Source organism: Neobacillus canaveralius (genome assembly GCF_047237705.1).
GTDB classification, from domain to species: domain Bacteria; phylum Bacillota; class Bacilli; order Bacillales; family Cytobacillaceae; genus Neobacillus; species Neobacillus niacini_K.
Genome location: NZ_JBDFLL010000001.1, coordinates 1,139,489 through 1,165,883, shown reverse-complemented (window position 1 = coordinate 1,165,883; position 26,395 = coordinate 1,139,489). Strand labels below are relative to the sequence as shown.

Genomic DNA, 26,395 nt, shown 5'->3' with positions numbered 1-26,395 from the left:
TTTTATCTTTTATATACGCAATAAGAAATTATAGCACATTGTAAACATTTAATCAAAAAAGGTTTTCCTCAGAGCAAAAGTGGAAACGCTAACAAAATATTCGAATGTGATTTTTTTAGATAAAAGAATTTTATGATAGAATAAAAATGGGATAATGTCTTAATTGGAGAGGTGATCATTTTGAACACAATTGGCAATACGATCAAAAATTATCGGGAGCATTTGAAAATGACGAAAGAGGAATTAGCTCAAAAAATAAGAGTAGGGATCCAAACCATTGAAAAATATGAATCTGGCGAACAAATTCCTAGTACTCAAACCCTTCTTAAATTGTCTACTGTTCTTGATATTCCTGCTTCTGAACTATTATTAGACCAACTAGATCAACATATTTAAAATTTCAAAAACACTGTATAGAATATTTAAAAATAGGAAATCAATATTATATAAGCTTTCTAGTATTCCCCCCTTTTTTGAAGTGGACAACCACATATGGTTTGTCCTCTTTTTTTTGAAAAAATGTATTTGTAAGTGTTAAATATGAGACTACTGGAGAAATTATTATCACTGACATATTAGCAGAAGGTGGGTTGAATAACGTGGAAGAGAAGGTTTTTTACCGTAATCAGCTAGTCAATGATATAAATATTTATTATGAATTCTATCCAAATCCTGATTCCAAAAAGACACTTGTACTACTTCACGGATTTCTTTCTTCCACTTTTAGCTATCGACGGTTAATCCCTTTTTTAAACAAAGAATTTCAAGTGGTTTCCGTTGATCTTCCTCCCTTTGGAAAAAGTGAGAAAAGCAGCAATTTTGTTTATTCCTATCGTAATCTTGCACAAACCGTTATTCAGCTTATTTCTGCACTTGATTTAAAAGATATTACGCTTATTGGTCATTCAATGGGCGGACAAATTGTCCTTAATATCCTGCATCAACAGCCCGATATTGCCGAAAATGCAGTTCTCCTTTGCAGTTCATCTTATTCCAAACGTTCTAAACTTCCTTTGATTATTGGAAGTTACTTTCCCTATTTTCATCTATATGTAAAGTTTTTTCTTGCACGTTCAGGTATCATGCAAAATCTTCAAAATGTAGTTCATGATCATTCCTTAATTAGTGATGAAATGCTGTTTGGCTACCTGCAGCCTTTTTTAAAGGATGAAATATTCCTTGCCTTAACAAGAATGATTCGCGACCATGAAGGTGACCTCTCAACTGTAGTTCTCAAACAAATTGCACATCCATGTTTATTAATTTGGGGTGAGTATGACAAAGTTGTTCCATTATCTGTCGGGAAGCGCTTGAAAAATGATTTAAGGGAATCTGAGCTTGTTATTTTGGGGGAAACGGGTCATTTAGTTCCTGAAGAACGTCCTGAGGATGTTTTTCAGCATATTAAACAATTCTTAGCATGAAAAAACGACAGCAAGCTTAAAGATATCTTTAAGCGTATGCTGTCGTTTTATATCGTACAAGAGTCGTTATCCTTTATCAATAGCAGTTCTTTAGCAATTTTAATACATTGTTCAATAGGGATGATTTCTTCAAAGGAAAATTCATATATACTTTGTATTCTTGCTGATAATGCCTCTGCGTTATCTAACTCATGAATGGCTTGGATGGTGTCAGCTATCTCCGTGTCATAATTACCTTTCTTTAATTTGAAAGGATCCCATTCATTTAATACGTCCACAAATTGCAGATTTGTTTTCATTTCACTTTCCATTTCGTTCTCTCCTGCTTCTTTTCTATTTGGCTGTGTTAACCTTGTCGTTGATTTCCACTCCAGGCACTTCGCGCACCTTAGGGCGGTCCGGGGAGCCTCCTCGGCGCTTAAGCGCCTGTGGGGTCTCCCCAGACCCGTCCTCCCGCAGGAGTCTTCGTGCCTTCCGTTCCAATCAACTAAGTGCCATTATCAAAAACTAACTATCATACAGCCCACTATTTTAGAACATATTCCGCTAGTACTGTTTGAAGTTCATAAATATTTAGGTTTTTGTTAAATTGTTTTTGAAGAGGGAGTGCGTTACCTGAGATCCAGATTTTTAATTCTGCGTCCAAGTCAAAGCTTCCTGCGGTCTCGATACTGAAATGGGTAATACTTTTATAGGGGATGGAATGATATTCAACCTTCTTGCCTGTTAACCCCTGCTTATCCACTAAAATCAGCCGTTTATTCGTGAATATAAATAAATCTCTAATTAGTTTATAGGCTTTTTCAATTCTTTCATCTCGCGCAAGAATTCTAGCAAATTCCCTCTGTGCTTCTTCAGGGTTTACCTCAGAGGCATTTCCCATCATACCATCAAAAAATCCCATCAAACCCACACCTTTCCTAGCCATTTACATTTATTATACTCATTTATTCTTGTAATAAAAAGATAGGTGTGACATTGACGCCGGAGCTCAAATTTTCCACACTCTATTGGATTAAATCTAATAAATGCTTGAGCATTTGTTCACTTGGAATCAGTGCTTCTCCTCCACCTTGTGCAAATGAATCACTACCTCCACCCTTGCCATTAATGAATGGCAGTGCTTCACCCATAACCTTTTTCATACTTACCTTTTCTTCGTTACCCCTTGCACAAACAAGCTGTAACCTATCTTCATTGTGAGAAACAAATAATACGATTGCTTCCTCATCTTTTGCTATGATGATTCGGGCTAATTTTTGCAGATCCTGAATGTTTCTGTTTTGAAAAACATTACTGACAATTTTTTTCTCCATTTTGTCTAATAAACTTGTTGCTTCATAGTGCAGTATAGTTTCTAATGTTTGTTCTAACTCTTTTTCAGCAGTTTTTCCATTCTCTATTAGTCGACTAACTGCATGCTGCATATCTTTTTCAGGAGCATTAAGTAGTTTCGTTAACTCCATTAGTACTTTATGTTTTTGGCTTAGCTGTTTAATTACACGATTCCCGCAAACAAATTGTACTCGTGTTTTTTTCTTTTGCCTCTCCCAGTCCAATATTTTTATCGCCTGCACTTCACAAGTTGCTTTCGGATGAGTTCCGCCGCAGCCATTGTAATCAAAGTCCGGAATAATAACAAGTCGTATATCCTCTTTTACTTTGGTTTCTTTTCGAAGATTATAATTCACTAACTCCTCTTCAGTTACCCACTTCGTTTCAATTGGCCAATTCTCGATAATGATTTGGTTGGAGAGTTCCTCTACTCGTAAAGCTTCTGATTCCAAAAGATTCTCCGTTTCCAAATCAATGGTTAGCGTTTCGTTTCCTAAGTGAAAGCCTACTGTCTTGTATTCAAAAAGTTGTTCAAACGCGGCAGAGAGAATATGCTGACCTGCATGCTGCTGCATATGATCGAATCGTCTCTCCCAATCGATAACACCATGCACAACTGCGTTTCCATCAACTAATTCCGTTTCGAGGTAGTGACGAACTTCTCCCTCAACTTCCTCCACATTTAGGACTTTAATGTTTTCAATTGTTCCAACATCATGCGGTTGTCCTCCGCCTGTCGGATAAAATGCGGTTTGATCCAACACTATATAGTAATTTCCATGTTCATCTATTCTTTGTGTTACAACTTTTGCTGAAAATGTTTTTATGTAAGGGTCTTGATAAAATAATTTATTTTCCATAATTGCATTCTCCTAATTTTTATAATAAGAAAGCCTGTCTCTCAATTATGAGGAAACAGGCTTAAAACGTCTAATTTTTCGTGCTTGTCTCAAAAGAGAACATATCACGGTTATTCTTCCTTAGAGATTTCACCGCATGCAATAATACCACCAGAATCTCCTTCTGGCTGGGTCATGCCATCATCTTTTTCTTCATGTATGACAATGGTGGTTCCATCTTTCCTAATCAGCGTCGCCTTACCCTCTTTTAATGTTACACTCGGAGCCATTAATTCTGCTTTTACTGTTCCGTCATCCTCTACAATTAAATTAGGAAGGTCTCCAGGGTGCGCGCCTTTCGGGTGCAAAAGACCATGCTCTTTATCATCGGGATTTAAATCCTTTCCAGATGATTTGAAGTCTGGAGTCTTACATACACCCTTATCATGAATGTGAACGGCGTGTTCTCCGGAAGGAAGTCCTTTTAAATCAAACGTTAATTTTACTCCGCTAGATACCTCATGGATTTTAACTGTCCCGACAGAATCTCCCTTGTCATTTAGTATTTTTACATCCAGTTTTGTAATATCCTTTTCCAAACAACCCGTTAGTAGAATAAGTGGGATGATGACTAAAGCTCGTTTCATAAATATCCCCCCAGATAGACATTTTGTCATAGTATTCACTTTGAGTGGAAAATTTATGTAAAAAAAAAGAAACAGCGGCTTAATGTTCACTGTTTCCTTGACTATGTTGTTGAGAAAGTAATTTTTCCTCGAGTTCTTTTGCTTTCATCGCTTCCCGCTTAGAGACCTTGATAATGAACCGCATGGTTAATAGGGCCCCAATCATAAAAATCAAAAATGTAATTGCCGCTGGGCCGTATTCCGATTTATCTTCTGGAAAGTATAGAAATAACGATAATACAAATGACTGGATCATCTTTTTCTCCCTTTCTTTAAAGGAATGTTACTAAAGATTTATTATAGCAACAAAAAGTGTATCCTGCCATTATTTGAAGCCCAAAGGGTTACTTTATTACCTTAATACCTTTAATAATTACATCTTCTTCTGGTTTATCCTTAGCGTCTACCGGAGTTTCTGAGATCTTATCAACGATATCCATTCCCGCCACGACTTGTCCGAAAACTGTATGGCGATGGTCCAGCCAAGGTGTGCCCCCTCTTTCTTCATAAGCCTCAATAATTTCTTTTGGGTATTCTGCTTTTTCCATTTCGGTTTTCATTGAAGGGTCTACTGATTTTTTCGTTACAATAAAAAATTGACTCCCATTTGTATTAGATCCTGAATTAGCCATGGATAAAGCCCCGCGTAAATTAAAAAGATTAGTTGAGAACTCATCCTCGAACGGCGCTCCGTAAATACTATCTCCACCAGTTCCGTCTCCATTCGGATCGCCGCCCTGAATCATGAAGTCATTGATAACCCTGTGAAAAATTAGTCCATCATAATACCCTTCTTCACCATGTGTTACAAAATTTTCTACAGCTTTTGGGGCATATTCAGGGAACAACTTAATTTTAACGGTACCCAGTGTCGTTTCTATTTCAACCAGTTTTTCATTCTCAGAAACCTCATTTGAAAGTTGAGGATAAACTGCATTTTCCACTTGATTGCTCCCTTCTTTTTCCTCTGTTTTTGAAGCATTACTCTTAGGAGCTGCTTCCTCTGTCTCTTTGCTTGTCCCACATCCAGCCAGGATAAGCATACCAATCACTAACACTAACCAATATTGCATTTTCTTCATCACTATCATCCCTCCATTTTATTAATTTAACCGATATTTTTGTTTTTTGCACTTCGTTTTTTATATAATAAGCTAAAGGTTAAAAACAATAGAGGAGGGGTTTTTTTGTCAGAATTGCAGATTGGAGAAATTGTTACTGGAATTTATAAAACGGGAAAATATATTGGGGAAATAACCGAAGTTCGTCCGCAGCATTATTTAGTCAGAGTTTTAGCTGTTGTCAAACATCCTATGCAAGGAGATTTACATAATCCAAAAGAAGCGGATGTACTGATTTTTCATGAAAGAAAGGCTTTATCATATAGGGAACAGACTAATATTCCAAAGCAAATGGTCAAGATTTTCACAGAGGAAGTACCTGACTATCTTGAGTCATTAAGACAGAGTGTTGAAAAAATGAAAAATGAATTAACAGAAAAGGCGTCGGACTGGGCAGAAATGAGTCTAAAAAGTATTGCTTCCCTAGAAAAGGATTATTTTAAATAAATAATTTAAGGCCAAATCAGATTGAATGATTTGGCCTTTTATGCGAATTCATTTAATAGTTTTGAAAAATCAACGCGGTCCCCAATCGTAGTTGGTTTCGGCCTTTCTAAATAACGTTTATCCTTTTCAACAAGACGGAATATATTGTAGGTAGTCAACGCGTCATCAAGCGCTCGATGATGCCTTCCTGTTCCTTCTTTACCATACTCCTGTACAGCTTTCCATAATCCTGTCTGGTTTTGGTCCCCAAAGAACCGTTTATACTCCATGGATAAATCTAATTCCGTTGCTTTAAATGGAAATGCCACACCTGCCTCTAAGCAATTATGCCTTAATACCTTCATATCCATATTTCCCCAAGTGACAATGGTAGTTTCATACTGATTATTGAATTCTCCTAATTTCCGGACGAGTTCATAAAATGAAATTCCCTGGTCAACCTGCTGCTGTGAAATATGTAAAAATGATTTACAGCGTTCAGATAAAATCGGGAATTTTAGTGGTGTTACATAGGATGAGAATTGCTCTGTAATTTGATCATCAACAACTGCTACGAGTCCAACTTCAATAATCTCGGCAAAAAAGTCTTTCATACGAACATTTCGTTCAGGCATTGTAAATTCAAAATCAATAAAGATAGTTTGTCTCTTTTCCTTCATTTTTTCACCACCCTTTTTGACCTTTTTCTTACTACCATTATATAAAGAAACCTGTACAAAGTATTGTACTAATTCTCTATATTTCTTCCATTATATCACGAAATTAACATAAATTTTTTAAATATTTTATCAATTGAACCAAAAAAGAGATGGAAAAAGTCCCATCTCTTTTAACATCACTTTTTAAATTTAATAACTGCAATTGTACATCTCGAAATACAAATGAGCCGATCCTTTTCATCGGTAATTTTGATATCCCAAACCATCGTTGTTTTGCCCTGGTGCAGGATAGTCCCTGTAGCTGTTACGGTTCCTTCCGTAATTGGCCGAACATGGTTGGCGTTAATTTCTAAACCGGCTGCTCCTTCTGTTTCTTTATCAACCAATTCAAATGCACCAATACTCGCGACTGTTTCGGCTAGTGCAACTGAAGCACCACCATGCAATAAACCAAATGGCTGGCGCGTTCTTTCATCTACTGGCATGGTGGCAATCACTTTTCCCGGTTCTATATGGATTATTTCAATACCTAATGTTTCAATTAATGTGTTTTTGATCATTTCTATCTCCTTCCAAATTTATTCAACTATATATTCTCTTTTTTAGTTAAGTTCCCTTTATATATGTATCAAAAAAGAAAAACAGCCTCGAAAGCTGTTTTTTTAAACATATTAATAAAAACCAGGGCCCCAGACTCCAGGGTAACCATAAAATTTATTGCCATAGAATTGGTTCCCATAAAATTGGTTTCCATAGAATGGGGGGGGATAACCATAAAATGGTCTAGGATAAAATAATGCACTACCTAACAACCCTCCAACCAACCCACCTAAAAATGGAAGTCCAAAGCCAATAAATCTTTGGTTGTGTTTAGGATATGAGCTTCTATAATAATACATGCAGCCAAACCTCCCTTTCGCAATACTTGCCTACACTATTTCATATGCGAAATGAGAGATATTGGGTTGGGCAATTGATTATTTTTCGATTGGGTCAAAGCGTTCTACGAATAAGGCTAGTGTACGAGTCATAACACCAGTTGCTCCTGCAGGACCAAGATCGTGTTCCTTAGATGTCGTAGCAGTCCCTGCAATATCCAAATGAACCCAAGGAGTCCCCTCGGTAAATTCCCCTATAAAGGCACCCGCTACAATGGCATGACCTTCACTGCCGGGAGAATTGTTTAAATCTGCCACTTTACTGTTTCTTACTCGTTCTTTATCCTTCTCAAACAACGGTAGTTGCCACATCGGCTCTCCTGCCTCCATTGAGGCTTCTAATACTTGTTCATACAGTGTTTCGTGATTTGTCATTGCACCGGTTGTATGTAATCCAAGTGCCGTAATAACACCACCCGTTAAGGTTGCCACATCGACCAAATATTCCGCGCCATGGTGCTTCGCATAGGTTACAGCATCTGCTAACACTAGCCGGCCTTCTGCATCAGTATTTAGCACTTCAATGGTCTTTCCGCTCATGGAGGTAATCACATCATCCGGCTTAAAGGCATTACCCGAAATCATATTATCCGTTGAAGGAATAACAGCTACAACGTTTTGTTCAGGCTTTATTTCCCCGATGATTTCCATGGCACCTAGAACGGCAGCGGCTCCGCCCATATCCGATTTCATACCCACAATGCCAGCTTTTGTTTTGATAGAGTAACCGCCTGTATCAAAAGTGATTCCTTTTCCAACCAGTCCAATAACATCCTGCCATTGTTCTTTCCCTTGATACTTGAGAACGATCATCTTAGGAGGCTCTGTTGAACCTTGGTTAACAGCTAGAAAAGCCCCCATACCTAATTTTTCAATTTCTTCTTTATCCAGTATTTCAACTTCAAAGTCATATTTAGCAGCAAGCTCTCGGGCATATTCCGCCATGTCCTTTGCTGTAAGCAGATTGCCTGGAATATTTACTAGTGTACGAGCAGAGTTGGTGCCTTTTCCAAAAGCAAGACCTACTGTTAGCGAAGCAGAAATATCTTCCTTATCGTTACCTTCACTATAGACTGTAATCTTCTCGATTCTCTTTTCTGGCTCATTCGATTTTTGCTTGTAGCCATGGAATTGGTAGGTGGCTAGCGCAAATGCTTCACTAACAGCATGTGCTGCTTCTAGTTCATTTACTGATCCAGTTGTAAAGGAATCCAAAAGAACGCCACATTCTTGGAGCTTGCTTGCTTTTAAAGCTTTAAACACCTTCCCTAAAGCCTCACTCAGCCTCTCAAAGTTTAAATCCTTTTCTTTTCCAAGACCAACAAACCAAATTCTTTTTGCTCCAATTTTCCCGAAGCTATGTACTTTGCTAATATTTTTAAACTTTGCTGAAATATCACCTGCTCTAACAAGCTCTCTTAATTGACCTTCAAATTGTTCATCCAGCTTCTCTAAGGTACCCGTAAACTTTTCGGGTTTATCAAAAAGTCCAATAACTAATCCTTCGTGACCTTCTGAAAGGTCAATTTCATTTTTAACATCAAACATGGTTTTTCCCACCTCCGTGTAAATTACCTGTTCATTATATCGAATAAATGATTATATTTCGACTTTCTAAGTATTTTAAAAGGTTGCAACAATAAAAATAGCAGGCTCTATGCCTGCACTATTTTCTCTCGGTACCAATATACTGCTGACGAAAAACCTGCATAGACTTGTCTTCATTTAAAGCTTGTAACTGAGCTTCTGTAAGGTTTCCATTTCCTTGCTCAATAATATAGACATCGATTTCCTTTTTACCCCAATTGTTATAAACATCTTCAACTGTTTCATAATAAAGATCGACTTTATTTCCTTTAATAGCCCCGCCTTTATCCGCTACCACCCCTAACCCATACCCGGGAATGAACAGAATCGTACCAATCGGAAAAACCGATAAGTCTGCGGCTACAGTTGAATATAAATCTCGTTTTACCTTGACTCCTGAATAGGTGATTCCATACTCGGGATGGCTTTCATTTTTACCTGTGGATTCATAGCCTGCTGTATATCCTGTTGCGATTACTGTCTTTTTCGGATATTTCGACCAATCAAAAGCATCCTCCAGCGCTCTTGGTGTCTCTGAAGTTGTGGTGTTTGAAGCTGCATGTGCTTCAAGTTCTACCATTTGTTTAATGAACCATTTAAGATCAATACCTGTAATAGATTGAACAGTCACTAAAATGGCCATCAAGAAAAGAACGGTCATCGCAAAACGCTTTGTCCAATTTTTGATTTTACTCATTAAAATTTTCACTCCTCCCAAAATATTCATTTCCCAACAGGCATGGAAATATTCAAAAAGAAGTAAAAACCTATTCATAAAAAAAGCCTTTTACCTAAATTACTCCGAATGGGAGTAACCCAGGCAAAAAGCCTAAAACATTTGATATCCATTTTTCCGTAATAATTTGATTGTAACACCGGCAGTAATTGCACCGGCTAACCCACTAAGTAATATTAGGACATCTGCAGTTGCCAATGAAACTAATTTTTGACCAAGTTCTTGAAACGCTATTTTACTATCTGTAATATATTCAACAAACTTTACCTTATCAACGATAAATATGGCGATAATTGGATATATTATTGCCATAATCCAAGACATTCTTAAAAGCATATTTAGAATAAAACCAATACCAAAAAACAAAACAAAGAATAATAAAATTGAAATAATTAAAACAACAATACTCATCTGCATGGAAATACCTCCTTTACACATCCATTTATAAGTTTACTGAATGTCCAAAAAGGAGTCAATCCTTACATATCATATTATCGTTAGCTATACGAGGAAAAAATTTCAAAAAAATAGCTTCCCGAAATTTCTCGTGGAAGCAGCCCTAGTAGATCTTAGAAGCTCGGATTACTATTTTTCCTGTTTCTTGCCAGTGCCCTCGCAGCAGGTACATGTTTCAGAACCCCCAAGCAGTAATTGAAAATATCCCGCACCTGAACAATAATCACAATTTTTAGTATCTAAACTAGTCGTTTGCATTCTAATCAGCTCCTTGAAATATTATTTAAATTTTCTGATAATATACCAAGAATCCCACAGAAAGGAAAGGACGAAATTCAATCATATTCGAACGAGAAAACGGATACATCACAAGTTTTCTTGTAATTCCTAAGCGTGACTTAAATTATCTAAAAATTAGAAAAATAATTTATAGGCACTATACTTAAATTGATCTCCAGGGTTTAGCCCATCGTAACCAGGCTTGGTAAAAGTAAGACTTTGTTTGATAAGATAATGCAGCATAATCGAAGCCTCTTTATCTTGAAGGAGGTCCTCTGGCGCAATAAATTTTGCTTCATACAGTTCATTTTCCTGGTGTTGGATTTTCCCTTCATCTAACGGTTCAAGAAAAAACACGAGCAAATTATCACTAATTTCCTCTGAAATGACACCTGTTCTTAGCCCTATCAATCCCTTGACAACGCATTCTATACCGGTTTCTTCCTTTACTTCCCTAACTACTGCTTCATCAGCCGTTTCACCTTCGTCTACAAATCCTGCAGGAAGTGACCACTTTCCCTTTAATCCGCCGTAACGCTTTTTAACAACCAGCCAATGCCCCTGCGAAGATTTAACTATCCCACCTACCGCTAACCAAACCTTTCCACGCTTCGCTTTATTCATAATAGCCCCCCTAAGCGTCCTATTATGTATATAGTATCAAAAAAAGGACAGATTTCTCTGTCCTTTTTCAAATTACTATTTAGAAAACATTAAACTTACCCTTTTTTAATACAAGCCCAGCGCCGCCAATCATGTATAGAGAACGATTATCAACTACCTTTTTCATAAAGGAAGCCTTCGCACCGGTTACTTTTTTGCCAAACACAACTCCGATGGCATCGTCATGTCCAAGTGAACAAACTGTTCCTTTATTATCAAACGTAAAGGTTTCAAGATCCTGTTTATTTCTTACCAATGCAGCTATGTTACGAGCAACTACTTCTCCCTGCTGCATAGCAATTTGTGCAGTTGGAGGGTAAGGACGGTTAATCTCTTCATTGATCACAAGTGAGCTGTCACCGATAATAAACACATCATCAAATCCTGGAACACGAAGGTCAGGTTGAACTTTTACACGACCTCTCATTGCTTCAAAACCTGATTTTTCAATGATTGAATTCCCACGTACACCAGCAGCCCAAACTACAGTTTCTGCTTTAATTTCACGTGGTTCTTCTTCACCTTTTGCTACAATAATTCCATTTGGAGTACATTCTTTAATCGCTGTTCCAATTAGGAATTCTACCCCTTTACGCTCCAATTGTGATACCGCGTAATTAACTAGTTCAGGATCAAACCCTGGCAGAACGGTTGGTGCTGCCTCTACACAAAGAATTTTTACTTTGTGAAAATCCACATCATATTCTTGACAAAGCTCAGGTACTCGGTTGGTTAATTCACCTAAGAATTCAATACCGGTAAAGCCTGCTCCGCCAACAATGATGACCAAACGATTGTCATTCTTTTCTTCTTCCATATTATAGGTGGCAAATTGATACTCAATATGCTCACGTAATTGGCGTGAAGAATTTACATTGGTTATTCCAAAAGCGTATTCCTTTAATCCCTTAATTCCAAAGGTTTCTGGTTCTCCGCCAAGAGCAATAACTAGGTAGTCATACTCTACTTCGCCTTTTTCTAAAATTACCTTTTTCTCTTCTTTATTGATTTCTACAACTGTGTCCTGTACAAAATCAACCTTACTTCTATCAATAACATCACGTATATCATAACGTACACGGTCATGATGAAGTGTGCCTGCAGAAGCCTCATGCAGCCATGTAGTTTCATAATGGTAATCATTTTTATTAATTAACACGATATCCGCTTCATTTACACCAACAAGCTTTTGCAACCTTACAGTTGTCATAAGCCCGCCATATCCCGCACCAACAATAACAATTTTTGGCTTTTTCAAAGTGATCACTTCCACCTTTTTTATTTAGAGTAATATACTTGTTCTTATCTTCCTCAGCTTGCTACATTTTTATTTTGTTTGGAGGAAAAAAGTTTGTGATATAATTCACGTATAGCGACACAAAAGATTCCTGTTTTTGTCACAAAAAATTAACATCTATCCTCAATTCATATTATGCTAAACTCTTCACATTATCAAGTGGTTTATATGATTATTTTTAAAAAAAGTGATTGAATTTTCCCCTGATTAACTACTCTGAATATTCCCCAAAAGTTGTGAGGATTTTAGGTTTTTGTGATATTATAAGGAATGGAGTCTGTTACTACATACGTTAGGGGGATACAGCGTGCAAGAAGATCAAAAAGTATATGATATTACCATTATCGGTGGCGGTCCTACCGGTCTATTTACAGCCTTTTACGGTGGAATGAGACAAGCTTCTGTAAAAATTATTGAAAGTTTGCCACAATTAGGCGGTCAATTATCGGCACTATACCCTGAAAAATATATCTACGATGTTGCGGGGTTTCCAAAGGTCCGTGCACAAGAACTTATTAATAATCTAAAGGAGCAAATGGCGAAGTTTGAACCAGCTGTTGCTTTAGAGCAATCCGTCGAGAAATTGGAAAAACAAGAGGATGGTACTTTCAAATTAACAACCAATTCGGAAGTTCACTATTCAAAAACAGTCATCATTACAGCAGGTAACGGAGCATTCCAGCCTCGCCGTTTAGAGCTTGAAAGTGCTGCACAATATGAGCGAAAAAATCTTCACTACTTTATTGACGACCTTAACAAATTTGCAGGTCAAAAAGTTGTCGTCTTTGGCGGCGGCGATTCAGCTGTGGACTGGGCATTGATGTTAGAACCGATTGCGAAGGAAGTAACCATTGTACATCGTAGAGATAAATTCAGAGCTCACGAGCATAGTGTTGAGAACTTGCATAACTCAAAGGTAATTGTTAAAACTCCTTTTGTCCCAGCCGAATTAATTGGCGATGACAGTGGCATCAAGCAAGTTGTCCTTACTGGGGTAAATGGAGATGGCAAGGAAGCGATTGATGTCGATGCGGTTATTTGTAACTATGGTTTCGTTTCTTCACTAGGTCCTATAAAAGAGTGGGGTTTAGCAATCGAAAAGAATTCTATTGTCGTGAATTCTAAAATGGAAACAACTGTACCAGGAATCTATGCTGCTGGCGATATTTGTACCTATGAAGGAAAAGTAAAATTGATTGCCTGCGGATTTGGCGAAGCACCTACCGCAGTAAACAATGCAAAAGCATTTATCGATCCAAAAGCTAAAATTCAGCCTCTTCACAGTTCATCAATGTTTGGAAAGTAATAGCAGAAAGGCGCCAATATGGCGCCTTTTCTTATTTATCATCTAACATTCCTCTGGAGTACCTGTTGCTGTTGCCGTTCTAAATGATGAACCACAGCCACAAGACGCAATCGCGTTTGGATTATCGATGGTAAATCCGCCGCCCATCATCGATTGCTTATAATCAATCTTTGTGCCATTTAATATAGGGGCATCCTCTTTAGCGACAAGTATTTGAATCCCATGCTGAGCAAAATGAAGATCCTCTTCCTTTACTTCATGGTCAAATCCCATACCGTAGGATAAACCACTACAGCCTCCGCCCTTAACACTAACACGTAAAAGAGCACCTTCTTCTTCATTGTGTTTCATCATTTCTTGTATTTGAAGAGCCGCAGCTTCCGTTAAAATAATTACATCGTTACTCATTTATTCTTTCCTCCTTTTGAGGGTCTTTCTTATAGTATATACACTGTATCTTCATGACTCAACTATTACGTTCTTAAGAGTATTATATGATTAAAGTAAAGGAAGGCAGCGGTTTACGCTCCCCTCTGCTGTATTGAAATATATTAAAACATTGGATTATCGTCTAAGTATTGGTAGATATTATCAACCAGTTCATCCGGTGTTTTGCCTGTAACAACTTCTCCATTTACAAGTGCAAAAAGAGTGGAAGCACATTTCCCGCAATACCCAAGACATCCATATTCAATGATATCAAGGTTTGGGTCTTTTTCTAACCTTTCCAGGGCTTTTTGAGCGCCACTGGCGAGATTACTCATACAAAATTCAATAATTGGCATAAACATGGGTATCACCTCTCCATAACATATTATCCTACTATCTTTCATCCGTTACGTCAAATACCATGTTAGGGGTACAATTGTCAATTAAATTTCCATATGTGTTGTTATTTTGTCACAATTCAGCTATACTTTTTAATGGATTAAAGACTATATTACTATATTTTTATTATCTTAAACCTAGCTTGCTAGGTCTTAAATTCTGTTCCAATAAGAGACATGATTACTGGTTTACAAAGGGGAAATAAAAAATGAAAAACCTTGTAATTCTCGGTGGAGGTTACGGCGGAATGAAGATTTTGAGCGAGCTTCTTCCAAACCATTTACCTGAGGATGTAAGAATTACACTTGTTGACCGCGTACCATACCATTGCTTGAAAACTGAATATTATGCCTTGGCTGCAGGAACTGTTTCGGATAAGGAGCTGCGCGTTTCTTTTCCAGAGCATTCTCAATTAGAAATTAAATATGGCGAAGTTACAGGAATAGAGAAAGAAAATAAAAAGGTCCTGCTAAAAGACTCCGAGCCGATTTCCTATGATGACCTAATTATTGGTCTTGGTTGTGAAGATAAGTATCACGGCGTCCCAGGCGCTGATCAATACACCTACAGCATTCAAAGCATCGAAAAATCCCGCCGTGCGTACTCAGTACTAAACAATTTAGGACCTGGGTCAGTAGTTGGCATCGTAGGGGCAGGTCTTAGTGGCGTAGAGCTTGCCAGTGAACTAAGTGAAAGCCGTGGAGACCTAAAGATTAAACTATTTGATCGTGGTAAACACATTCTTCCGGCATTTCCTAATCGTTTAAGTAAATATGTTGAAAATTGGTTTCAAAAAAATAATGTTGAAATTATCAACAATTCAAATATCACCAAAGTTGAAGAAAATTTACTCTATAATCATGACGAACCCATCCCGTGTGATGTGATTGTTTGGACCGCTGGTATCCAGGCTAATAGGGTTGTTCGTGAATTAGGGGAAGAAATGGACCGTTCAGGAAGGCTCATCATTACGCCACGTCATCATTTACCGAATGATGAGCACGTTTTTGTATTAGGTGATTGTGCTAGTCTTCCACATGCCCCAAGTGCTCAATTAGCAGAGGGACAGGCGGAGCAAATCGTCGAAGTGCTGAAAAAGCGCTGGAATGGCGAGGAGCCGCCAGTTGAATTCCCAACTATTAAGTTAAAAGGTGTTCTAGGTTCTCTTGGTAAAAAACATGGTTTCGGGATGATGGCCGACCGAGCGATTACTGGTCGGGTTGCCAGACTGTTAAAATCAGGAGTTCTTTGGCTCTACAAGTATCATAATGGGTAATATAAAAACATTCCAGCTCTATAAAAGCTGGAATGCTTTTCATATTGATTTATATCCATATTTCTCCAATTCGCTAAATATCGTTTTTAATCGCGGGTTTCCTTCCCCGACAATTTTATTCTTAATCACAACAACTGGATAAAACAGATCTTCTTCAATAACTCTTTTCGCAAAAGCTTCTTTTTCACTTTCACTATGAGGTTGATAAATATCTACATAGGTCATCTTGAATGGTTGATTAGGAAACTTCCTTGAAATTGCCGCCTCAAGCCATTCGAATGTTTCCTTTGAGGAAGGTAAATTTACACAGCTTGGACATAATTGCTCTGCACCATAGAGGATAATTTCAACTGTTGTATTTGTCATTCCATCAATCCTGCCTTTTTCTTTTATTTTACATCATTTAAACTATTAAACATAAAAATATGGTTGTAAATGTGCTAATTCCCATTTCATGAGAATGGATTTTTCCCTTCAATGACATTATAATATAAGGTAGGAAGGAGACGATAAATATGGCAGAACAAGTACAAGAAATGTTTGAGCAGGTTCAGGAAGTATTAGATAAATTGCGTCCATTTCTTCTTCGTGATGGGGGAGATTGTGAATTAGTTGATGTTGAGGATGGTATTGTAAAACTTCGTTTACTAGGTGCATGCGGCAGCTGCCCAAGCTCAACAATTACCCTAAAAGCCGGAATCGAAAGAGCACTCTTAGAAGAAGTTCCTGGCGTTGTTGAAGTAGAACAAGTATTTTAATAAAGTTAAAAAGCGATTGCTACAATGAGCAATCGCTTTTTTTATTACTTGACTGTGGTAAAGAAGTAAATTTTGATTTGCACCTCTGTTGATTGGCGCGGAAGGCACGAAGACTCCTGCGGGAGGACGGGTCAGTGGAGACCCTACAGGCGCTTAAGCGCCGAGGAGGCTCCACTGACCGCCCGCGGAAAGCGAAGTGCCTGGAGCGCCAATCAACAGACTAAATTAAAAAAGCGATTACCTTATCAACAGCCAGTCTAGTTGAGGGATATTTAATGGTTTTAATGGGGCACCTACAGTATGATAAAAATGGCCCAAAAAGCGTTCGTACTCTGTTGATTGTTTTAACATCTTACTTAAATTTTCCTCCAAAAGCTTCTTTTCCTGCTCAGACCGAGTGATATAGTAATTCTCAATACACTCAAAGTAATGAAGCGGAAACAATAACCGGGAAAATAATAACCGCCATGAAAAAGAGGATAAAGGAGCTATACTTTGATAATCGATGAAAAACTGTCTCACATCATTCTCGTAGGTTTGTGTGTTTCGGAAGTATCGTTCTCTCGTCCATTCTGCTAAGTCACGGCTGCGATGATCGAACACCCAAGCGAATGGGTCCTTAATAAAATAATTAGCTCCCCAAGAATCATTTGAAAAACGCTCATGACACACCGTTCCGCTATCCGATTCTTTCGGCTCATCGTCTAGCTCTGTGTCCACTAAGTATTGAATCGCATTTTCAGTTAAACCAATATAGTACGGAAATGAATCTATAAACATCCTTTCAAAATCATCATCAGGTTTTTGGAACATGAGATCGCTCCACACCTTTTCAATTTGATCAAGACGCTTCTCCCATAATTGCTTCCATTGTCCAATTCTGCTTGACCTTTCAATTTTAAATGGGATTGTTTTCCCTCGTTCATGGAATTTAGCTAACTTTCTCCCTATTTTTACTTTCGCATGTTTATCTGTTTGCCGATTTGCCAGGACACAATATTGGTGATCTTCCCAGGATGTAATAAATCCACCCTCATTAGATTGTAGAAATGCTGGCACGTGGGAATCCCCAGTATTCCTTAAATGTTCAGCAATTTTCTCTAGTTCATTAATATCCTCAGCGTCCCTTCCATCAGATTTTGCCACCAAATAAAGCCAGCCATTTCCCCTAAGCGCATCGTAAGAGTCTAATTTTACGTATTCATCGACTTGTATACCATATTTATTTTCAAGTAATTTTTGAAGCACCCTTCCACCTCTTCTCTTTTCTGCTCATATGTCATATATATGTAGTAGCCCAAAAAACTTGTTGTCTTCTTACGTAATAAAAGTATAAGAAAATCGTTATAGGAGAAATCTGTAAGAAGGGTGTTGGTTCTTTCGTTCCTTTTCAAAATACAGCGCATATTGTAAAAAAAAGAAAAGTAAAAAATTCCAAGGAAAAGGTGATAAATGGATGGCAGAAGATAAAAAAGTGGATTTAACAGAAGAAACTGCAAGAAGATGGATAAAAGAAAGAGGCGTTGAAATTCAGGATATTGCAGATTTAGTCTTTTTTTTACAGGAAAAATACCATGAAAATTTAAAAATGGAAGACTGTATTGCAAATGTTGAACGCGTCATATCAAAGCGTGAGGTCCAAAATGCCATCATAACAGGAATTCAACTAGATATGCTAGCCGAGAAAAACATGCTGGAAGAACCTATCCAATCCATTATTAAAACAGATGAAAGTCTCTATGGTGTCGATGAGATTCTAGCACTATCTATCGTGAATGTGTACGGTTCCATCGGCTTTACGAATTATGGCTATATCGATAAGCAAAAGCCTGGAATATTAGCCCGTTTAAATGATAAATCAACAGGGGAATGCCATACATTTTTGGATGACATTATCGGTGCTATCGCTGCCGCAGCCTCAAGTAGACTTGCGCACCGGGCGGCACATGTGGAATAAAAGAAGCAAGAAAAGGATGGAGAGCTCCATCCTTTTCTTACGGCTCCCATTGATCTAATGAATCAATGGCATATGTAGGTTTTCTGTCATAGCCTGCAAGTAATTCCTTCGTGGTGACACCTGTGTGGACTAACAGTGTATCAAGCCCTGCATTCATCCCCGCTAAAATATCGGTATCATAATAATCGCCCACCATAAGTGTTTCTTCTTTAGATGTGCCCAATACCTTTAACGCCTGCTCCATGATGACTGATTCAGGCTTTCCAATAAACGTCGGCTTGGTTTGTGTTGAAACCGCGATTACAGAAGTTAACGATCCATTTCCAGGGACTAAGCCTCTTTCGGTTGGTATCGCTATGTCTCCGTTTGTAGAGATAAACGAAGCGCCATTTCGGACAGCCAGGCAGGCTACTGCTAATTTTTCATAGCTAATCTCGCGGTCAATACCGATGACCACATATTCTGCATCCTCTGCGGCAAATAAGAATTTCTTTTCCTCCATAGCGGTACGAAGACCTTCCTCGCCTATTACATAAACGGACGCATCCTGTTTTTGGCCATAGATATAATTCGCTGTCGCTTGACTGGTTGTAAATACAAGGTCCTCTTCAGCAGGAATATCAAAATCCCTTAATTTTTGAGCAACTTGAGCGGGAGTCCGGGATGAATTATTGGTAACGAATAAATATGGAATCCCCTTTGCCCTTAATTTTTTCACAAAGTCTCCTGCTGCTTCAATTTTTTCCGAACCTTTGTACATCGTTCCATCAAGATCAATTAAATATCCTTTATACTTTTTCATGTTAGTCACCCCTATATGTATCATATCCGATAATTAAAAAGGACCGCAAACGCGGTCAGTGATATATTAAATAAATGCCGATACAGGACCGAGTTCATTCTCAAGATAGTCCCGGACGTTCTTTGGAAATAAAGCCAAATCTTCAATTAGGCTAGAGAACTGATTAAGAAGTTCTCTATGGTCAATCTCCGTATACAGTTGGACGAGTACCTTACGATATTGGACAAGGGTTTTTAAGCTGGTACCTGTTTCGTTGCTAACAACCTTTTCATCAATTAATATCTCAATGATATCTTCATAACTGCCAGGGTCTCTCATAATAAACCCATCTATCACCGCATTACCTACATCTAAAACAGATTCAATTATAAGATGTGTAATCCGTTCTAATGCAGCTTTTTCTATCGGTGTTGACCACTCTACCTGACTAGAAAATAGGCTGATTTGTTTTTCTAGAAACACCAATGTGTTCTCCAACTTTTCGCGGTCTACAAAATACATTTCATCCACTTCCTTATTATTATCACTCATGTTGCAATTTCATCAAAAAACATTGCTGGACGGGCATAAAAATTACCCTGTGCTAAGTCAACATTATTTCTTGTTAATACGGACGCTTCTTCTTGGTTTTCAATACCTTCAGCCACCACTAAAGATCCTGCCTCCTTTGCAACAAGAAGCAATCCCTTTAACATGGACTCCTTTACCGAGTTTTTATCTATATTTTCTATAACGGAACGATCAATCTTTATAATGTCGGGCATAAGTTCACTAATGGTACTTAAGCTTGCATAACCCGCTCCTGTATCATCAACTGCAATCCTAAATCCCATTAAGCGCAATACATTAATATTAAACGCAAAATTCTTCAATCCTTCAATTGAATCTTGTTCTGTGACCTCAAAAGTAATTTGTTTCGGGGATATTCCCCTATATTTCTGAAGCAGCTTTTTCAAATCACTGGTAAATCTAATATTCCCTAAAGTTAAAGGGGTGCAATTAACAAATATATCTTGATGACAACGGGACGCTTTTACTTGCTGCAGCATTTTTTCCATTACAATCATTTCTAATTCGTACAATCGTCCTGTTTGTCTAGCGACAGAAAAAAGCTGTAGTGGCGCTTCTAATGCAGTCCCTTTTGGCCCTCGGGTAAGCAGTTCCCAGGCACGTATCTCACTTGTGGCAACATCGATAATAGGCTGCGCAAATAAGGTAATATTTTTTTTTGTAATAATTTTATTAATAGCCAGCAGCATTTCATTAATCTCTAGCTTCTCTCGCTTTTCTGCTATACCAATGGCTTGTCTATGTGCCCTAAAAATAGAATCTTGGATAGAGTAATCATATTTATCGACAAACATATACCCAACTTCAAAAGTTGGATACAAAGAAGAATACTGTTTCATGTAGCTTTGCGATACTTGATCTGTTATGTTTTTAAGCAGGATATCAATATCTGAAATAGAATGTCTATCGTGATCCACTGTAATTAATAGCGTGACGCCTTCGCCATAATAATCATGAAGGGCAATCAACACTTTTGGGTCAACGGTTTGTTCCACGACTGTTTGAAATAGTTTCTTTATAACTTTGAGTAATTTAGAATGCTGTTGAGAGTCGGCAGGTTCTATTAAATTATGCAGGTTACTTAATTTAAAAACAATTACCGCTACCTCATGCCCTGCCTTAAATGCGTTTGTTACCCCTTCCATTAAAGGATTACGCAAGGTAAATGAAGGCGGGTAATAACGTATGGACGAAAGAGGTAAAATAATCTTTCCCCATTGCATTACACTCTTAACTTTTTTCATGTAACGACAGTCCACGGAATCCATCCCTCTCAAAACCAACATACGACAATAATAAGTATATTGTAACACAATTTGACAGTATCCGTTTTTCTTTCAGTAAATTTTTAGCAATATTCTATTAACGCGAAATATTGCCCCTCTTTCCAGCTTAATTTGGTAATATAAAGAGGAAGTAGAAATCAACTAAAGGAGCACATTACATGAAAGAACGATTTTTCTTATATGATGATACAGAAGATACAAAAACACGATTTGTTAGCTTTGTTGGTGACAACCAACGCTTTGATTTGGCGATTGTTAAAAGTGATCGTCATTTTGGAAAGCATCTTGTACTCGATTTACAAGGTAGTCGCTTTGCGATTATTGGTGAGGATGACTTGAAAGAGGAAGGGTATTTAGAATACGCTTTCCAATTAAATGAAGAGGACGCTGAAGAATTACGTTCCTTTTTATTAGAACTACTATAATTTTTTATCACTCCTTACAACATAATAAAACAAAAGGAGTGATAGTATGGCGGAAAAAGAATCAAGAAGCTATTTTGACCTTTCTAATGTTGAGAAACAAAAGAACTTTCTGACATCAGAGGAATTTCCAGATGGCCCTTTTGGATCTCCCATTCGTAAAGATGAGCCTGTTCAAAATAAAAGCACCCCTTGGCAAGAAGGTCAGCGATATTATAGCAACTTTAACTATGAAAATAAAACCTTTCATCAGGATATCCCTCGTCAAATGGAAGGGGCACACCCGCCCCATGACGACCCTGACAAAGAGGAACAGCAACCTTATACACATTAGAGAAGCCCGCCAAAATGGCGAGCTTCTTTACTTCTTAACTTTCTTTAAAACAAAATAGGCACAGCCAAAATTACAGTATTCATATAAATATTCACTTAACGTACTGATTTTGGTGTCAAATGTTGCTTTTTGATTCTGATCCTCAAAAAAGCCTTTAAGCCGGAGTTGTCCATATCCCCAATCCCCGACAATATAATCATATCTGGATAATATATCACTGTATCTTGCCTTTAGAGCCTCCTCATTAAAGGCATCTCTATGCTCCTGCACAATTTCATACGTAGCACCGTTTATATTGATCATGTTATCACCTCAAATTTACCAGTAAATCTTTCTTTCATTATAACCGATTCACCATCAATTACTAAGAAAAAAAATGAGTTATTTGGCTATTCTATAAAAAGGAGGTGCTTAAAGTGAAAAAATGGTCGATGATGATTGTTTTTTGTTTATTCCTAACAGCAGCAGGCTGCTCAAGGGATATGGCCAATCGTGATGTTTATAAAGAAAGCGGAGATACCACAAATGTCAATAACAAACGTGAAGAGCTTTATAATGAAGGCGGCAGTCAGGGTGTTCGAAATGTAAGTGATGATTATGGCTTTGTCCGTCATCAAAAAAGCCCGATCCAGGGGGACAGAGGTGGAACTGCACACTACGCAGCTATAGACCGTGAACAAGTGGCTAATATTATTAGTCAGTTAAGCACTGATATACCGAATGTAGATGATGTTGCCACTCTTGTAACCGATCAGGAAGTTCTCGTTTCCTATGATACAGATTCTAAAGACCGTAATCAGACAGCCGACCAAGTAAAGAGAACAGCTATGTCTGTTGTCCCTAGATACTATCATGTATATGTATCAGACAATACAAAATTAATGCGTGATGTGGAAAATCTGGCAAATTTGGATTCAACTAGTCACAATGCCAGAAATTTAGTGAATGATTTAATTACCCAAATGAAGAAGTCGCCACAAGGCAATCGGATGAGCGATAGTGAAGACGAAAACGGTGCTACCGCTGATGATAATATGAATACAACCCGCTAACAAAAAGAGTTCAGCCCAAGTGGACTGAACTCTTTTACTTTTTTGTTTAAGCCTCTTTCGCTTCTGTTTCACCAAGCAATTGTTTGTGTTTTGCAGCAGCATTTACTTGTTCATCTGCATGGTAGGATGAACGGACCAAGGGACCTGCTTCACAATGACTAAAGCCTTTTGTAAGTGCTATTTCACGTAATTCAGCGAATTCCTCTGGGCGGTAATATTTTTCAACCTTTAGATGGCTCTTAGATGGCTGTAAATATTGTCCAATCGTCATGATATCAACATTATTCGCTCTTAAGTCATCCATGACTTCAATTATTTCTTCTTTTGTTTCGCCAAGTCCAACCATTAAACTTGATTTTGTTGGGATCGTAGGCTGCATTTCTTTCGCTCTGCGTAAAAATTCTAATGAACGGTCATACTTTGCACGCGCTCTAACTCTTGGCGTAAGTCGTCTTACCGTTTCAATATTATGATTTAGAATGTCGGGTTTTGCATCCATTAACAAAGCTAAATTTTCTTCTTTTCCACCCATATCGGAAGGAAGCACTTCAATGCTGGTAAAAGGATTTTTTCTTCTAATCGCTCTAACCGTTTCTGCAAAAACAGTTGCACCGCCATCTTTTAAATCATCCCGGGCTACCGCAGTAACGACAACATGCTTTAAGTTCATTAATTGAACAGAGTCAGCCACTCGTTCTGGTTCGGCAAGATCCAATTCTGTCGGCAATCCTGTTTTGACGGCACAGAAACGACAGGCACGAGTACATGTATCACCGAGGATCATAAAAGTAGCCGTTCTTCTCTCAGCCCAACATTCGTGAATATTAGGACAGCGTGCTTCTTCACAGACTGTATGCAGGTTTTTTTCACGCATCATTTTTTTTAAGCCAGTATAATGTTCATTCGTATTTAATTTTATTTTCAACCATTCCGGTTTTCTTAAGTATTCACTATTCCTGCTCACTTTTTCCACCCCTATAAATGAGTTTGCACCTTGTCACTTTACCATACTTTTTGTCACAACAACAAGCAGACCAACTCTGGAAATACTATTTCCAATTATTGTTCATAATGAAATCTCCTAGAAATCATAAACTAAAAGCGTACAATAATCGGAAGGAGGATTCCTGTGCGGGCATTTCTGATAATTGGAACAATCCTCTTATTTATGAGCTTTTCTCTCAGGGATGCTCATGCTAAAGGTCCTGATGAGTATCAGGAAAGAATGAAGCTATACAAAAAGGTTGAAACCGTTACACTCATTCCTTGGTATTACTTAGCAGCCATAGATCAGTACGAAAGGAATATTCGACAGGTTCGAAAAGATTTACCTAAAGCGGAAAGTGTAATTGGCATTTATTTCACTCCAGAGAAATGGGCTGGACCGACAAATCCAAATCCAGAAGAAGAAAACCCAGCAATTATCCAATTTTTCAATGGTATGGGCGTCGATGGGGATGGAGATGGAAAAGCTAGTTTAAAGAGTGATGAAGATGTCTTATATACATTCGCCAATTATCTTCTCTCATATGGAATAGACGATGATAATATTAAAATTGGGTTATGGAATTATTATCACCGTGACAAAACAGTTGGCATTATCGTTGGAAAGGCAAAAATGTACAATCATTTTGGCAGGTTAGATTTAGATTCCCATGTATTCCCGCTTCCCTTACGCAGCAATCACAGTTATCGCAGTACGTGGGGCGATGCACGGGGCTGGGGTGGCAGAAGAATACATGAGGGGACCGATATTTTTGCAGGTTACGGTGTTCCTGTCCGTTCTACAAACTATGGCATAGTGGAAATGAAGGGCTGGAATAAGTTCGGCGGCTGGAGAGTTGGAATTCGTGATATTAATAATACGTATCATTATTTTGCTCATCTTAGCGGTTTTGCTAAAGATTTAAAAGTAGGGCAAATCGTTGAACCTGGGACCTTGATTGGCGGTGTCGGCAGTTCCGGATATGGTCCTCCAGGGACATCTGGAAAATTCCCGCCGCACTTGCACTATGGTATGTACAAAGATAACGGTTATACCGAATGGTCTTTTGACCCAACTCCACATTTAAGATTGTGGAAACAGCAAGAAAGACAGGCATTAAAATCGAAAAAATAGGACTGTCCTGTGACAGTCCTGTTAATTTTGAGGAGGAGGTATTTCTATGGATGGGGTAACACCATTACCCCCATTATTATAAAATTGTGGTACATCGCCCTGAATCAATCTCCCGCCTACAGGGATTTTTTGCTCAAGTTTAGTTATTTCCGTTGCGAACGGAGTTATGATTTGTACGGACACCTCTAAATGAATAGCCACGTCTATCCATGTATTATTGATGCCCATCGGTTTTGGCTCGATGTTTACATCTGGACGTACTTCACCGATTGCATGAAACCTAACGGGTATTTTAGGACCTAAATTTCCTAACAATGCCATGTTGGTTGCCTGCCCCAATGGAACATTCCAAACAATCCCATCCTGTCTTTCTTCATTAACCTCAATATCAACATCTGTTAATTGCTCTAACGAAGCGAGATCCCCTTTCTCTGCTGCATTTAAGTTTTTCTGTATCTCATTGGTGATTTCAGATAACTTTTGGTTTATCACTTCTGTATTTAAACTAGCGCTCGGCTGTGCACCATTTTCTCCCGGCTCTACTGCAATGACGTCCCCTACCTCTACGGTTTTTTTATTAATCGCTTTATTTATTACCTGCGATGCGATTTGGTTCGTTTTTGATTCCGCATATCTCATTAGGGAAGGCTCAATACCTTTGTTAACCATCCATATTCCAAATGCAGTTGACAAAAGAAAGAAAACAAATGATAAGAGCATGACATATCTGAAAGGTAACGGTCCTCGTTTCCGGGCACGTATACGAAACTTTGCCAAAAAAAATCCCCCCTTACATGCTATATGTATGCTTAAGTAAGGAGAACTAGCCTTAAAAATTAAGAAAAGCCTGCACATCATGTGCAAGCTTTTTTACACCATTTTTAACAAGGCGTCTTTTCCGAGCATTCCTTTTGTAATACCAATTGCCTCTGCCTCGACTGTAACTGACTCCATTGGTGCATTAAGGAGTTGTTCAATCGTTCTTACCCCCACTGCTCTAGCGGCAATGATTTTGCGATCCTTTAACTTTTCATTTAATAACCCAACATCTAAAGCACCGCACATGATATATCCCTTATCATTGCTTATGGAGAGCAGTGTAGTTTTTGGTAGTAAGACGGTAACAGCCAAGAACGTGTGACCATTAATCTCTACCGGTGATAACTCAATCAATTTACACACTCCCTTCCTCACTATCAATTTATGAAAGAGAGAGAA

At 38.1% G+C, this 26,395-nt stretch carries 37 protein-coding genes; 11 read left to right on the top strand and 26 right to left on the bottom strand.

Annotated features, from left to right (window positions below):
* Nucleotides 1-180 precede the first annotated feature (180 nt).
* Complete coding sequence (locus ABC255_RS05620) at nt 181-396, top strand: helix-turn-helix domain-containing protein (protein WP_335528959.1); 216 nt, start codon at nt 181-183, stop codon at nt 394-396.
* A 203-nt stretch (nt 397-599) separates the two neighbouring features.
* Complete coding sequence (locus ABC255_RS05615; protein WP_412998490.1) at nt 600-1,424, top strand: alpha/beta fold hydrolase; 825 nt, start codon at nt 600-602, stop codon at nt 1,422-1,424.
* Between the two features lie 47 nt (nt 1,425-1,471).
* Here the strand turns inward: ABC255_RS05615 and ABC255_RS05610 are convergent, their stop codons facing one another.
* From ABC255_RS05610 to ABC255_RS05585, 6 genes are all read right to left on the bottom strand, one after another.
* Nucleotides 1,472-1,735, bottom strand: a complete 264-nt coding sequence (locus tag ABC255_RS05610) for a DUF1871 family protein (RefSeq protein WP_412991943.1) — start codon at nt 1,733-1,735, stop codon at nt 1,472-1,474.
* A 215-nt stretch (nt 1,736-1,950) separates the two neighbouring features.
* Nucleotides 1,951-2,328, bottom strand: coding sequence for a PH domain-containing protein (locus ABC255_RS05605; protein ID WP_335528951.1), 378 nt, complete (start codon nt 2,326-2,328; stop codon nt 1,951-1,953).
* Nucleotides 2,329-2,431: 103 nt separating this feature from the next.
* Entirely contained in the window at nt 2,432-3,619 is a 1,188-nt protein-coding gene (locus ABC255_RS05600) for an alanyl-tRNA editing protein (RefSeq protein ID WP_412991941.1), read from the bottom strand.
* A gap of 110 nt (nt 3,620-3,729) precedes the next feature.
* Complete coding sequence (locus ABC255_RS05595) at nt 3,730-4,245, bottom strand: superoxide dismutase family protein (RefSeq protein ID WP_412991939.1); 516 nt, start codon at nt 4,243-4,245, stop codon at nt 3,730-3,732.
* A gap of 79 nt (nt 4,246-4,324) precedes the next feature.
* Nucleotides 4,325-4,540, bottom strand: coding sequence for a hypothetical protein (locus ABC255_RS05590; RefSeq protein WP_402619239.1), 216 nt, complete (start codon nt 4,538-4,540; stop codon nt 4,325-4,327).
* An 88-nt stretch (nt 4,541-4,628) separates the two neighbouring features.
* The gene (locus ABC255_RS05585) at nt 4,629-5,366 is read right to left on the bottom strand and encodes a peptidylprolyl isomerase (protein ID WP_412998489.1); all 738 of its coding nucleotides are present in this window, start codon (nt 5,364-5,366) and stop codon (nt 4,629-4,631) included.
* 105 nt (nt 5,367-5,471) lie between these two features.
* On the opposite strand from ABC255_RS05585, the gene kapB reads away from it, so the two are divergent.
* Nucleotides 5,472-5,852 (top strand): kinase-associated lipoprotein KapB, encoded by a 381-nt coding sequence (gene kapB, locus ABC255_RS05580; RefSeq protein ID WP_335528945.1) that lies wholly within the window; start codon nt 5,472-5,474, stop codon nt 5,850-5,852.
* 38 nt (nt 5,853-5,890) lie between these two features.
* Here kapB and kapD read toward each other — a convergent pair whose 3' ends face one another.
* From kapD to ABC255_RS05535, 9 genes are all read right to left on the bottom strand, one after another.
* The gene (gene kapD, locus ABC255_RS05575; RefSeq protein ID WP_412991937.1) at nt 5,891-6,511 is read right to left on the bottom strand and encodes a 3'-5' exonuclease KapD; all 621 of its coding nucleotides are present in this window, start codon (nt 6,509-6,511) and stop codon (nt 5,891-5,893) included.
* Between the two features lie 176 nt (nt 6,512-6,687).
* Nucleotides 6,688-7,071: a hotdog fold thioesterase gene (locus ABC255_RS05570; RefSeq protein WP_412991935.1), complete on the bottom strand. Its 384-nt coding sequence runs from the start codon at nt 7,069-7,071 to the stop codon at nt 6,688-6,690.
* Between the two features lie 111 nt (nt 7,072-7,182).
* Nucleotides 7,183-7,410 (bottom strand): hypothetical protein, encoded by a 228-nt coding sequence (locus ABC255_RS05565; RefSeq protein ID WP_335528942.1) that lies wholly within the window; start codon nt 7,408-7,410, stop codon nt 7,183-7,185.
* A 78-nt stretch (nt 7,411-7,488) separates the two neighbouring features.
* Nucleotides 7,489-8,997 (bottom strand): leucyl aminopeptidase, encoded by a 1,509-nt coding sequence (locus tag ABC255_RS05560; RefSeq protein WP_412991932.1) that lies wholly within the window; start codon nt 8,995-8,997, stop codon nt 7,489-7,491.
* A 118-nt stretch (nt 8,998-9,115) separates the two neighbouring features.
* Nucleotides 9,116-9,733 carry a 3D domain-containing protein gene (locus ABC255_RS05555; RefSeq protein WP_412991930.1) on the bottom strand — a complete coding sequence of 206 codons (618 nt, stop codon included), beginning with the start codon at nt 9,731-9,733 and terminating at the stop codon, nt 9,116-9,118.
* A 132-nt stretch (nt 9,734-9,865) separates the two neighbouring features.
* Nucleotides 9,866-10,189, bottom strand: a complete 324-nt coding sequence (locus ABC255_RS05550) for a YuiB family protein (RefSeq protein ID WP_412991928.1) — start codon at nt 10,187-10,189, stop codon at nt 9,866-9,868.
* Nucleotides 10,190-10,357: 168 nt separating this feature from the next.
* The gene (locus ABC255_RS05545; protein ID WP_412991926.1) at nt 10,358-10,486 is read right to left on the bottom strand and encodes a YuiA family protein; all 129 of its coding nucleotides are present in this window, start codon (nt 10,484-10,486) and stop codon (nt 10,358-10,360) included.
* 156 nt (nt 10,487-10,642) lie between these two features.
* Complete coding sequence (locus tag ABC255_RS05540; RefSeq protein ID WP_412991924.1) at nt 10,643-11,131, bottom strand: NUDIX hydrolase; 489 nt, start codon at nt 11,129-11,131, stop codon at nt 10,643-10,645.
* A gap of 79 nt (nt 11,132-11,210) precedes the next feature.
* The gene (locus tag ABC255_RS05535; protein WP_412991922.1) at nt 11,211-12,428 is read right to left on the bottom strand and encodes an NAD(P)/FAD-dependent oxidoreductase; all 1,218 of its coding nucleotides are present in this window, start codon (nt 12,426-12,428) and stop codon (nt 11,211-11,213) included.
* Nucleotides 12,429-12,774: 346 nt separating this feature from the next.
* On the opposite strand from ABC255_RS05535, the gene ABC255_RS05530 reads away from it, so the two are divergent.
* On the top strand, nt 12,775-13,773 hold the full coding sequence (locus ABC255_RS05530; protein WP_335528932.1) for an NAD(P)/FAD-dependent oxidoreductase: 999 nt from the start codon (nt 12,775-12,777) through the stop codon (nt 13,771-13,773).
* 42 nt (nt 13,774-13,815) lie between these two features.
* Here ABC255_RS05530 and ABC255_RS05525 read toward each other — a convergent pair whose 3' ends face one another.
* Nucleotides 13,816-14,181: a HesB/IscA family protein gene (locus ABC255_RS05525; RefSeq protein ID WP_412991920.1), complete on the bottom strand. Its 366-nt coding sequence runs from the start codon at nt 14,179-14,181 to the stop codon at nt 13,816-13,818.
* A 143-nt stretch (nt 14,182-14,324) separates the two neighbouring features.
* Nucleotides 14,325-14,564, bottom strand: coding sequence for a YuzB family protein (locus ABC255_RS05520; protein ID WP_335528927.1), 240 nt, complete (start codon nt 14,562-14,564; stop codon nt 14,325-14,327).
* A gap of 245 nt (nt 14,565-14,809) precedes the next feature.
* On the opposite strand from ABC255_RS05520, the gene ABC255_RS05515 reads away from it, so the two are divergent.
* Entirely contained in the window at nt 14,810-15,877 is a 1,068-nt protein-coding gene (locus tag ABC255_RS05515; protein ID WP_412991918.1) for an NAD(P)/FAD-dependent oxidoreductase, read from the top strand.
* A gap of 39 nt (nt 15,878-15,916) precedes the next feature.
* Here ABC255_RS05515 and ABC255_RS05510 read toward each other — a convergent pair whose 3' ends face one another.
* Nucleotides 15,917-16,243 (bottom strand): YuzD family protein, encoded by a 327-nt coding sequence (locus ABC255_RS05510; RefSeq protein ID WP_412991916.1) that lies wholly within the window; start codon nt 16,241-16,243, stop codon nt 15,917-15,919.
* A gap of 149 nt (nt 16,244-16,392) precedes the next feature.
* On the opposite strand from ABC255_RS05510, the gene ABC255_RS05505 reads away from it, so the two are divergent.
* On the top strand, nt 16,393-16,635 hold the full coding sequence (locus ABC255_RS05505) for a NifU family protein (protein WP_034674824.1): 243 nt from the start codon (nt 16,393-16,395) through the stop codon (nt 16,633-16,635).
* A gap of 237 nt (nt 16,636-16,872) precedes the next feature.
* Here the strand turns inward: ABC255_RS05505 and yutH are convergent, their stop codons facing one another.
* Nucleotides 16,873-17,883: a spore coat putative kinase YutH gene (gene yutH / locus ABC255_RS05500; protein ID WP_412991913.1), complete on the bottom strand. Its 1,011-nt coding sequence runs from the start codon at nt 17,881-17,883 to the stop codon at nt 16,873-16,875.
* Between the two features lie 208 nt (nt 17,884-18,091).
* On the opposite strand from yutH, the gene ABC255_RS05495 reads away from it, so the two are divergent.
* The gene (locus ABC255_RS05495) at nt 18,092-18,592 is read left to right on the top strand and encodes a phosphatidylglycerophosphatase A family protein (RefSeq protein WP_412991912.1); all 501 of its coding nucleotides are present in this window, start codon (nt 18,092-18,094) and stop codon (nt 18,590-18,592) included.
* Between the two features lie 37 nt (nt 18,593-18,629).
* Here ABC255_RS05495 and ABC255_RS05490 read toward each other — a convergent pair whose 3' ends face one another.
* The 3 genes from ABC255_RS05490 to ABC255_RS05480 form a co-directional block, all read right to left on the bottom strand.
* Nucleotides 18,630-19,394 carry a TIGR01457 family HAD-type hydrolase gene (locus ABC255_RS05490; RefSeq protein ID WP_412991911.1) on the bottom strand — a complete coding sequence of 255 codons (765 nt, stop codon included), beginning with the start codon at nt 19,392-19,394 and terminating at the stop codon, nt 18,630-18,632.
* A 66-nt stretch (nt 19,395-19,460) separates the two neighbouring features.
* Nucleotides 19,461-19,895 (bottom strand): DUF86 domain-containing protein, encoded by a 435-nt coding sequence (locus ABC255_RS05485; RefSeq protein WP_412998488.1) that lies wholly within the window; start codon nt 19,893-19,895, stop codon nt 19,461-19,463.
* Nucleotides 19,896-19,921: 26 nt separating this feature from the next.
* Nucleotides 19,922-21,208 (bottom strand): EAL domain-containing protein, encoded by a 1,287-nt coding sequence (locus ABC255_RS05480; protein WP_412991909.1) that lies wholly within the window; start codon nt 21,206-21,208, stop codon nt 19,922-19,924.
* Between the two features lie 200 nt (nt 21,209-21,408).
* Between ABC255_RS05480 and ABC255_RS05475 the strand changes: the two genes are divergently transcribed.
* Nucleotides 21,409-21,675: a DUF3055 domain-containing protein gene (locus tag ABC255_RS05475; protein WP_412991907.1), complete on the top strand. Its 267-nt coding sequence runs from the start codon at nt 21,409-21,411 to the stop codon at nt 21,673-21,675.
* Between the two features lie 46 nt (nt 21,676-21,721).
* Nucleotides 21,722-22,006, top strand: coding sequence for a cytosolic protein (locus ABC255_RS05470; protein WP_412991905.1), 285 nt, complete (start codon nt 21,722-21,724; stop codon nt 22,004-22,006).
* Nucleotides 22,007-22,033: 27 nt separating this feature from the next.
* Here the strand turns inward: ABC255_RS05470 and ABC255_RS05465 are convergent, their stop codons facing one another.
* Nucleotides 22,034-22,309 (bottom strand): YutD family protein, encoded by a 276-nt coding sequence (locus ABC255_RS05465; protein WP_283862024.1) that lies wholly within the window; start codon nt 22,307-22,309, stop codon nt 22,034-22,036.
* Nucleotides 22,310-22,422: 113 nt separating this feature from the next.
* Between ABC255_RS05465 and ABC255_RS05460 the strand changes: the two genes are divergently transcribed.
* Nucleotides 22,423-23,058, top strand: a complete 636-nt coding sequence (locus ABC255_RS05460; RefSeq protein WP_412991903.1) for a YhcN/YlaJ family sporulation lipoprotein — start codon at nt 22,423-22,425, stop codon at nt 23,056-23,058.
* A gap of 46 nt (nt 23,059-23,104) precedes the next feature.
* On the opposite strand, the gene lipA is transcribed toward ABC255_RS05460, so the two are convergent.
* Nucleotides 23,105-24,022, bottom strand: coding sequence for a lipoyl synthase (gene lipA / locus ABC255_RS05455; protein WP_412991901.1), 918 nt, complete (start codon nt 24,020-24,022; stop codon nt 23,105-23,107).
* Nucleotides 24,023-24,226: 204 nt separating this feature from the next.
* Here lipA and ABC255_RS05450 point away from each other — a divergent pair, with 204 nt between their 5' ends.
* Nucleotides 24,227-25,177, top strand: coding sequence for a M23 family metallopeptidase (locus tag ABC255_RS05450; RefSeq protein ID WP_412998487.1), 951 nt, complete (start codon nt 24,227-24,229; stop codon nt 25,175-25,177).
* A gap of 21 nt (nt 25,178-25,198) precedes the next feature.
* Here ABC255_RS05450 and yunB read toward each other — a convergent pair whose 3' ends face one another.
* Together yunB and ABC255_RS05440 are read right to left on the bottom strand one after the other, a co-directional pair.
* Nucleotides 25,199-25,954, bottom strand: a complete 756-nt coding sequence (gene yunB / locus ABC255_RS05445) for a sporulation protein YunB (RefSeq protein WP_412991899.1) — start codon at nt 25,952-25,954, stop codon at nt 25,199-25,201.
* A 93-nt stretch (nt 25,955-26,047) separates the two neighbouring features.
* Nucleotides 26,048-26,350 (bottom strand): YunC family protein, encoded by a 303-nt coding sequence (locus tag ABC255_RS05440; RefSeq protein WP_034677214.1) that lies wholly within the window; start codon nt 26,348-26,350, stop codon nt 26,048-26,050.
* Between the last annotated feature and the right edge of the window lie 45 nt (nt 26,351-26,395).

Coding starts and splice junctions, on each gene's coding strand:
- ABC255_RS05490 (WP_412991911.1), bottom strand. CDS start 19,394: ATGAAAAAGTATAAAGGATATTTAATTGATCTTGATGGAACGATGTAC.
- ABC255_RS05550 (WP_412991928.1), bottom strand. CDS start 10,189: ATGCAGATGAGTATTGTTGTTTTAATTATTTCAATTTTATTATTCTTT.
- ABC255_RS05470 (WP_412991905.1), top strand. CDS start 21,722: ATGGCGGAAAAAGAATCAAGAAGCTATTTTGACCTTTCTAATGTTGAG.
- ABC255_RS05585 (WP_412998489.1), bottom strand. CDS start 5,366: ATGAAGAAAATGCAATATTGGTTAGTGTTAGTGATTGGTATGCTTATC.
- ABC255_RS05525 (WP_412991920.1), bottom strand. CDS start 14,181: ATGAGTAACGATGTAATTATTTTAACGGAAGCTGCGGCTCTTCAAATA.
- ABC255_RS05570 (WP_412991935.1), bottom strand. CDS start 7,071: ATGATCAAAAACACATTAATTGAAACATTAGGTATTGAAATAATCCAT.
- ABC255_RS05475 (WP_412991907.1), top strand. CDS start 21,409: ATGAAAGAACGATTTTTCTTATATGATGATACAGAAGATACAAAAACA.
- ABC255_RS05545 (WP_412991926.1), bottom strand. CDS start 10,486: ATGCAAACGACTAGTTTAGATACTAAAAATTGTGATTATTGTTCAGGT.
- ABC255_RS05465 (WP_283862024.1), bottom strand. CDS start 22,309: ATGATCAATATAAACGGTGCTACGTATGAAATTGTGCAGGAGCATAGA.
- ABC255_RS05565 (WP_335528942.1), bottom strand. CDS start 7,410: ATGTATTATTATAGAAGCTCATATCCTAAACACAACCAAAGATTTATT.
- ABC255_RS05605 (WP_335528951.1), bottom strand. CDS start 2,328: ATGGGATTTTTTGATGGTATGATGGGAAATGCCTCTGAGGTAAACCCT.
- kapD (WP_412991937.1), bottom strand. CDS start 6,511: ATGAAGGAAAAGAGACAAACTATCTTTATTGATTTTGAATTTACAATG.
- ABC255_RS05450 (WP_412998487.1), top strand. CDS start 24,227: ATGAGCTTTTCTCTCAGGGATGCTCATGCTAAAGGTCCTGATGAGTAT.
- ABC255_RS05515 (WP_412991918.1), top strand. CDS start 14,810: ATGAAAAACCTTGTAATTCTCGGTGGAGGTTACGGCGGAATGAAGATT.
- ABC255_RS05480 (WP_412991909.1), bottom strand. CDS start 21,208: ATGAAAAAAGTTAAGAGTGTAATGCAATGGGGAAAGATTATTTTACCT.
- ABC255_RS05495 (WP_412991912.1), top strand. CDS start 18,092: ATGGCAGAAGATAAAAAAGTGGATTTAACAGAAGAAACTGCAAGAAGA.
- ABC255_RS05485 (WP_412998488.1), bottom strand. CDS start 19,895: ATGTATTTTGTAGACCGCGAAAAGTTGGAGAACACATTGGTGTTTCTA.
- ABC255_RS05510 (WP_412991916.1), bottom strand. CDS start 16,243: ATGACAAATACAACAGTTGAAATTATCCTCTATGGTGCAGAGCAATTA.
- ABC255_RS05520 (WP_335528927.1), bottom strand. CDS start 14,564: ATGTTTATGCCAATTATTGAATTTTGTATGAGTAATCTCGCCAGTGGC.
- ABC255_RS05610 (WP_412991943.1), bottom strand. CDS start 1,735: ATGGAAAGTGAAATGAAAACAAATCTGCAATTTGTGGACGTATTAAAT.
- ABC255_RS05505 (WP_034674824.1), top strand. CDS start 16,393: ATGGCAGAACAAGTACAAGAAATGTTTGAGCAGGTTCAGGAAGTATTA.
- ABC255_RS05595 (WP_412991939.1), bottom strand. CDS start 4,245: ATGAAACGAGCTTTAGTCATCATCCCACTTATTCTACTAACGGGTTGT.
- ABC255_RS05555 (WP_412991930.1), bottom strand. CDS start 9,733: ATGAGTAAAATCAAAAATTGGACAAAGCGTTTTGCGATGACCGTTCTT.
- ABC255_RS05560 (WP_412991932.1), bottom strand. CDS start 8,997: ATGTTTGATGTTAAAAATGAAATTGACCTTTCAGAAGGTCACGAAGGA.
- ABC255_RS05600 (WP_412991941.1), bottom strand. CDS start 3,619: ATGGAAAATAAATTATTTTATCAAGACCCTTACATAAAAACATTTTCA.
- ABC255_RS05540 (WP_412991924.1), bottom strand. CDS start 11,131: ATGAATAAAGCGAAGCGTGGAAAGGTTTGGTTAGCGGTAGGTGGGATA.
- ABC255_RS05590 (WP_402619239.1), bottom strand. CDS start 4,540: ATGATCCAGTCATTTGTATTATCGTTATTTCTATACTTTCCAGAAGAT.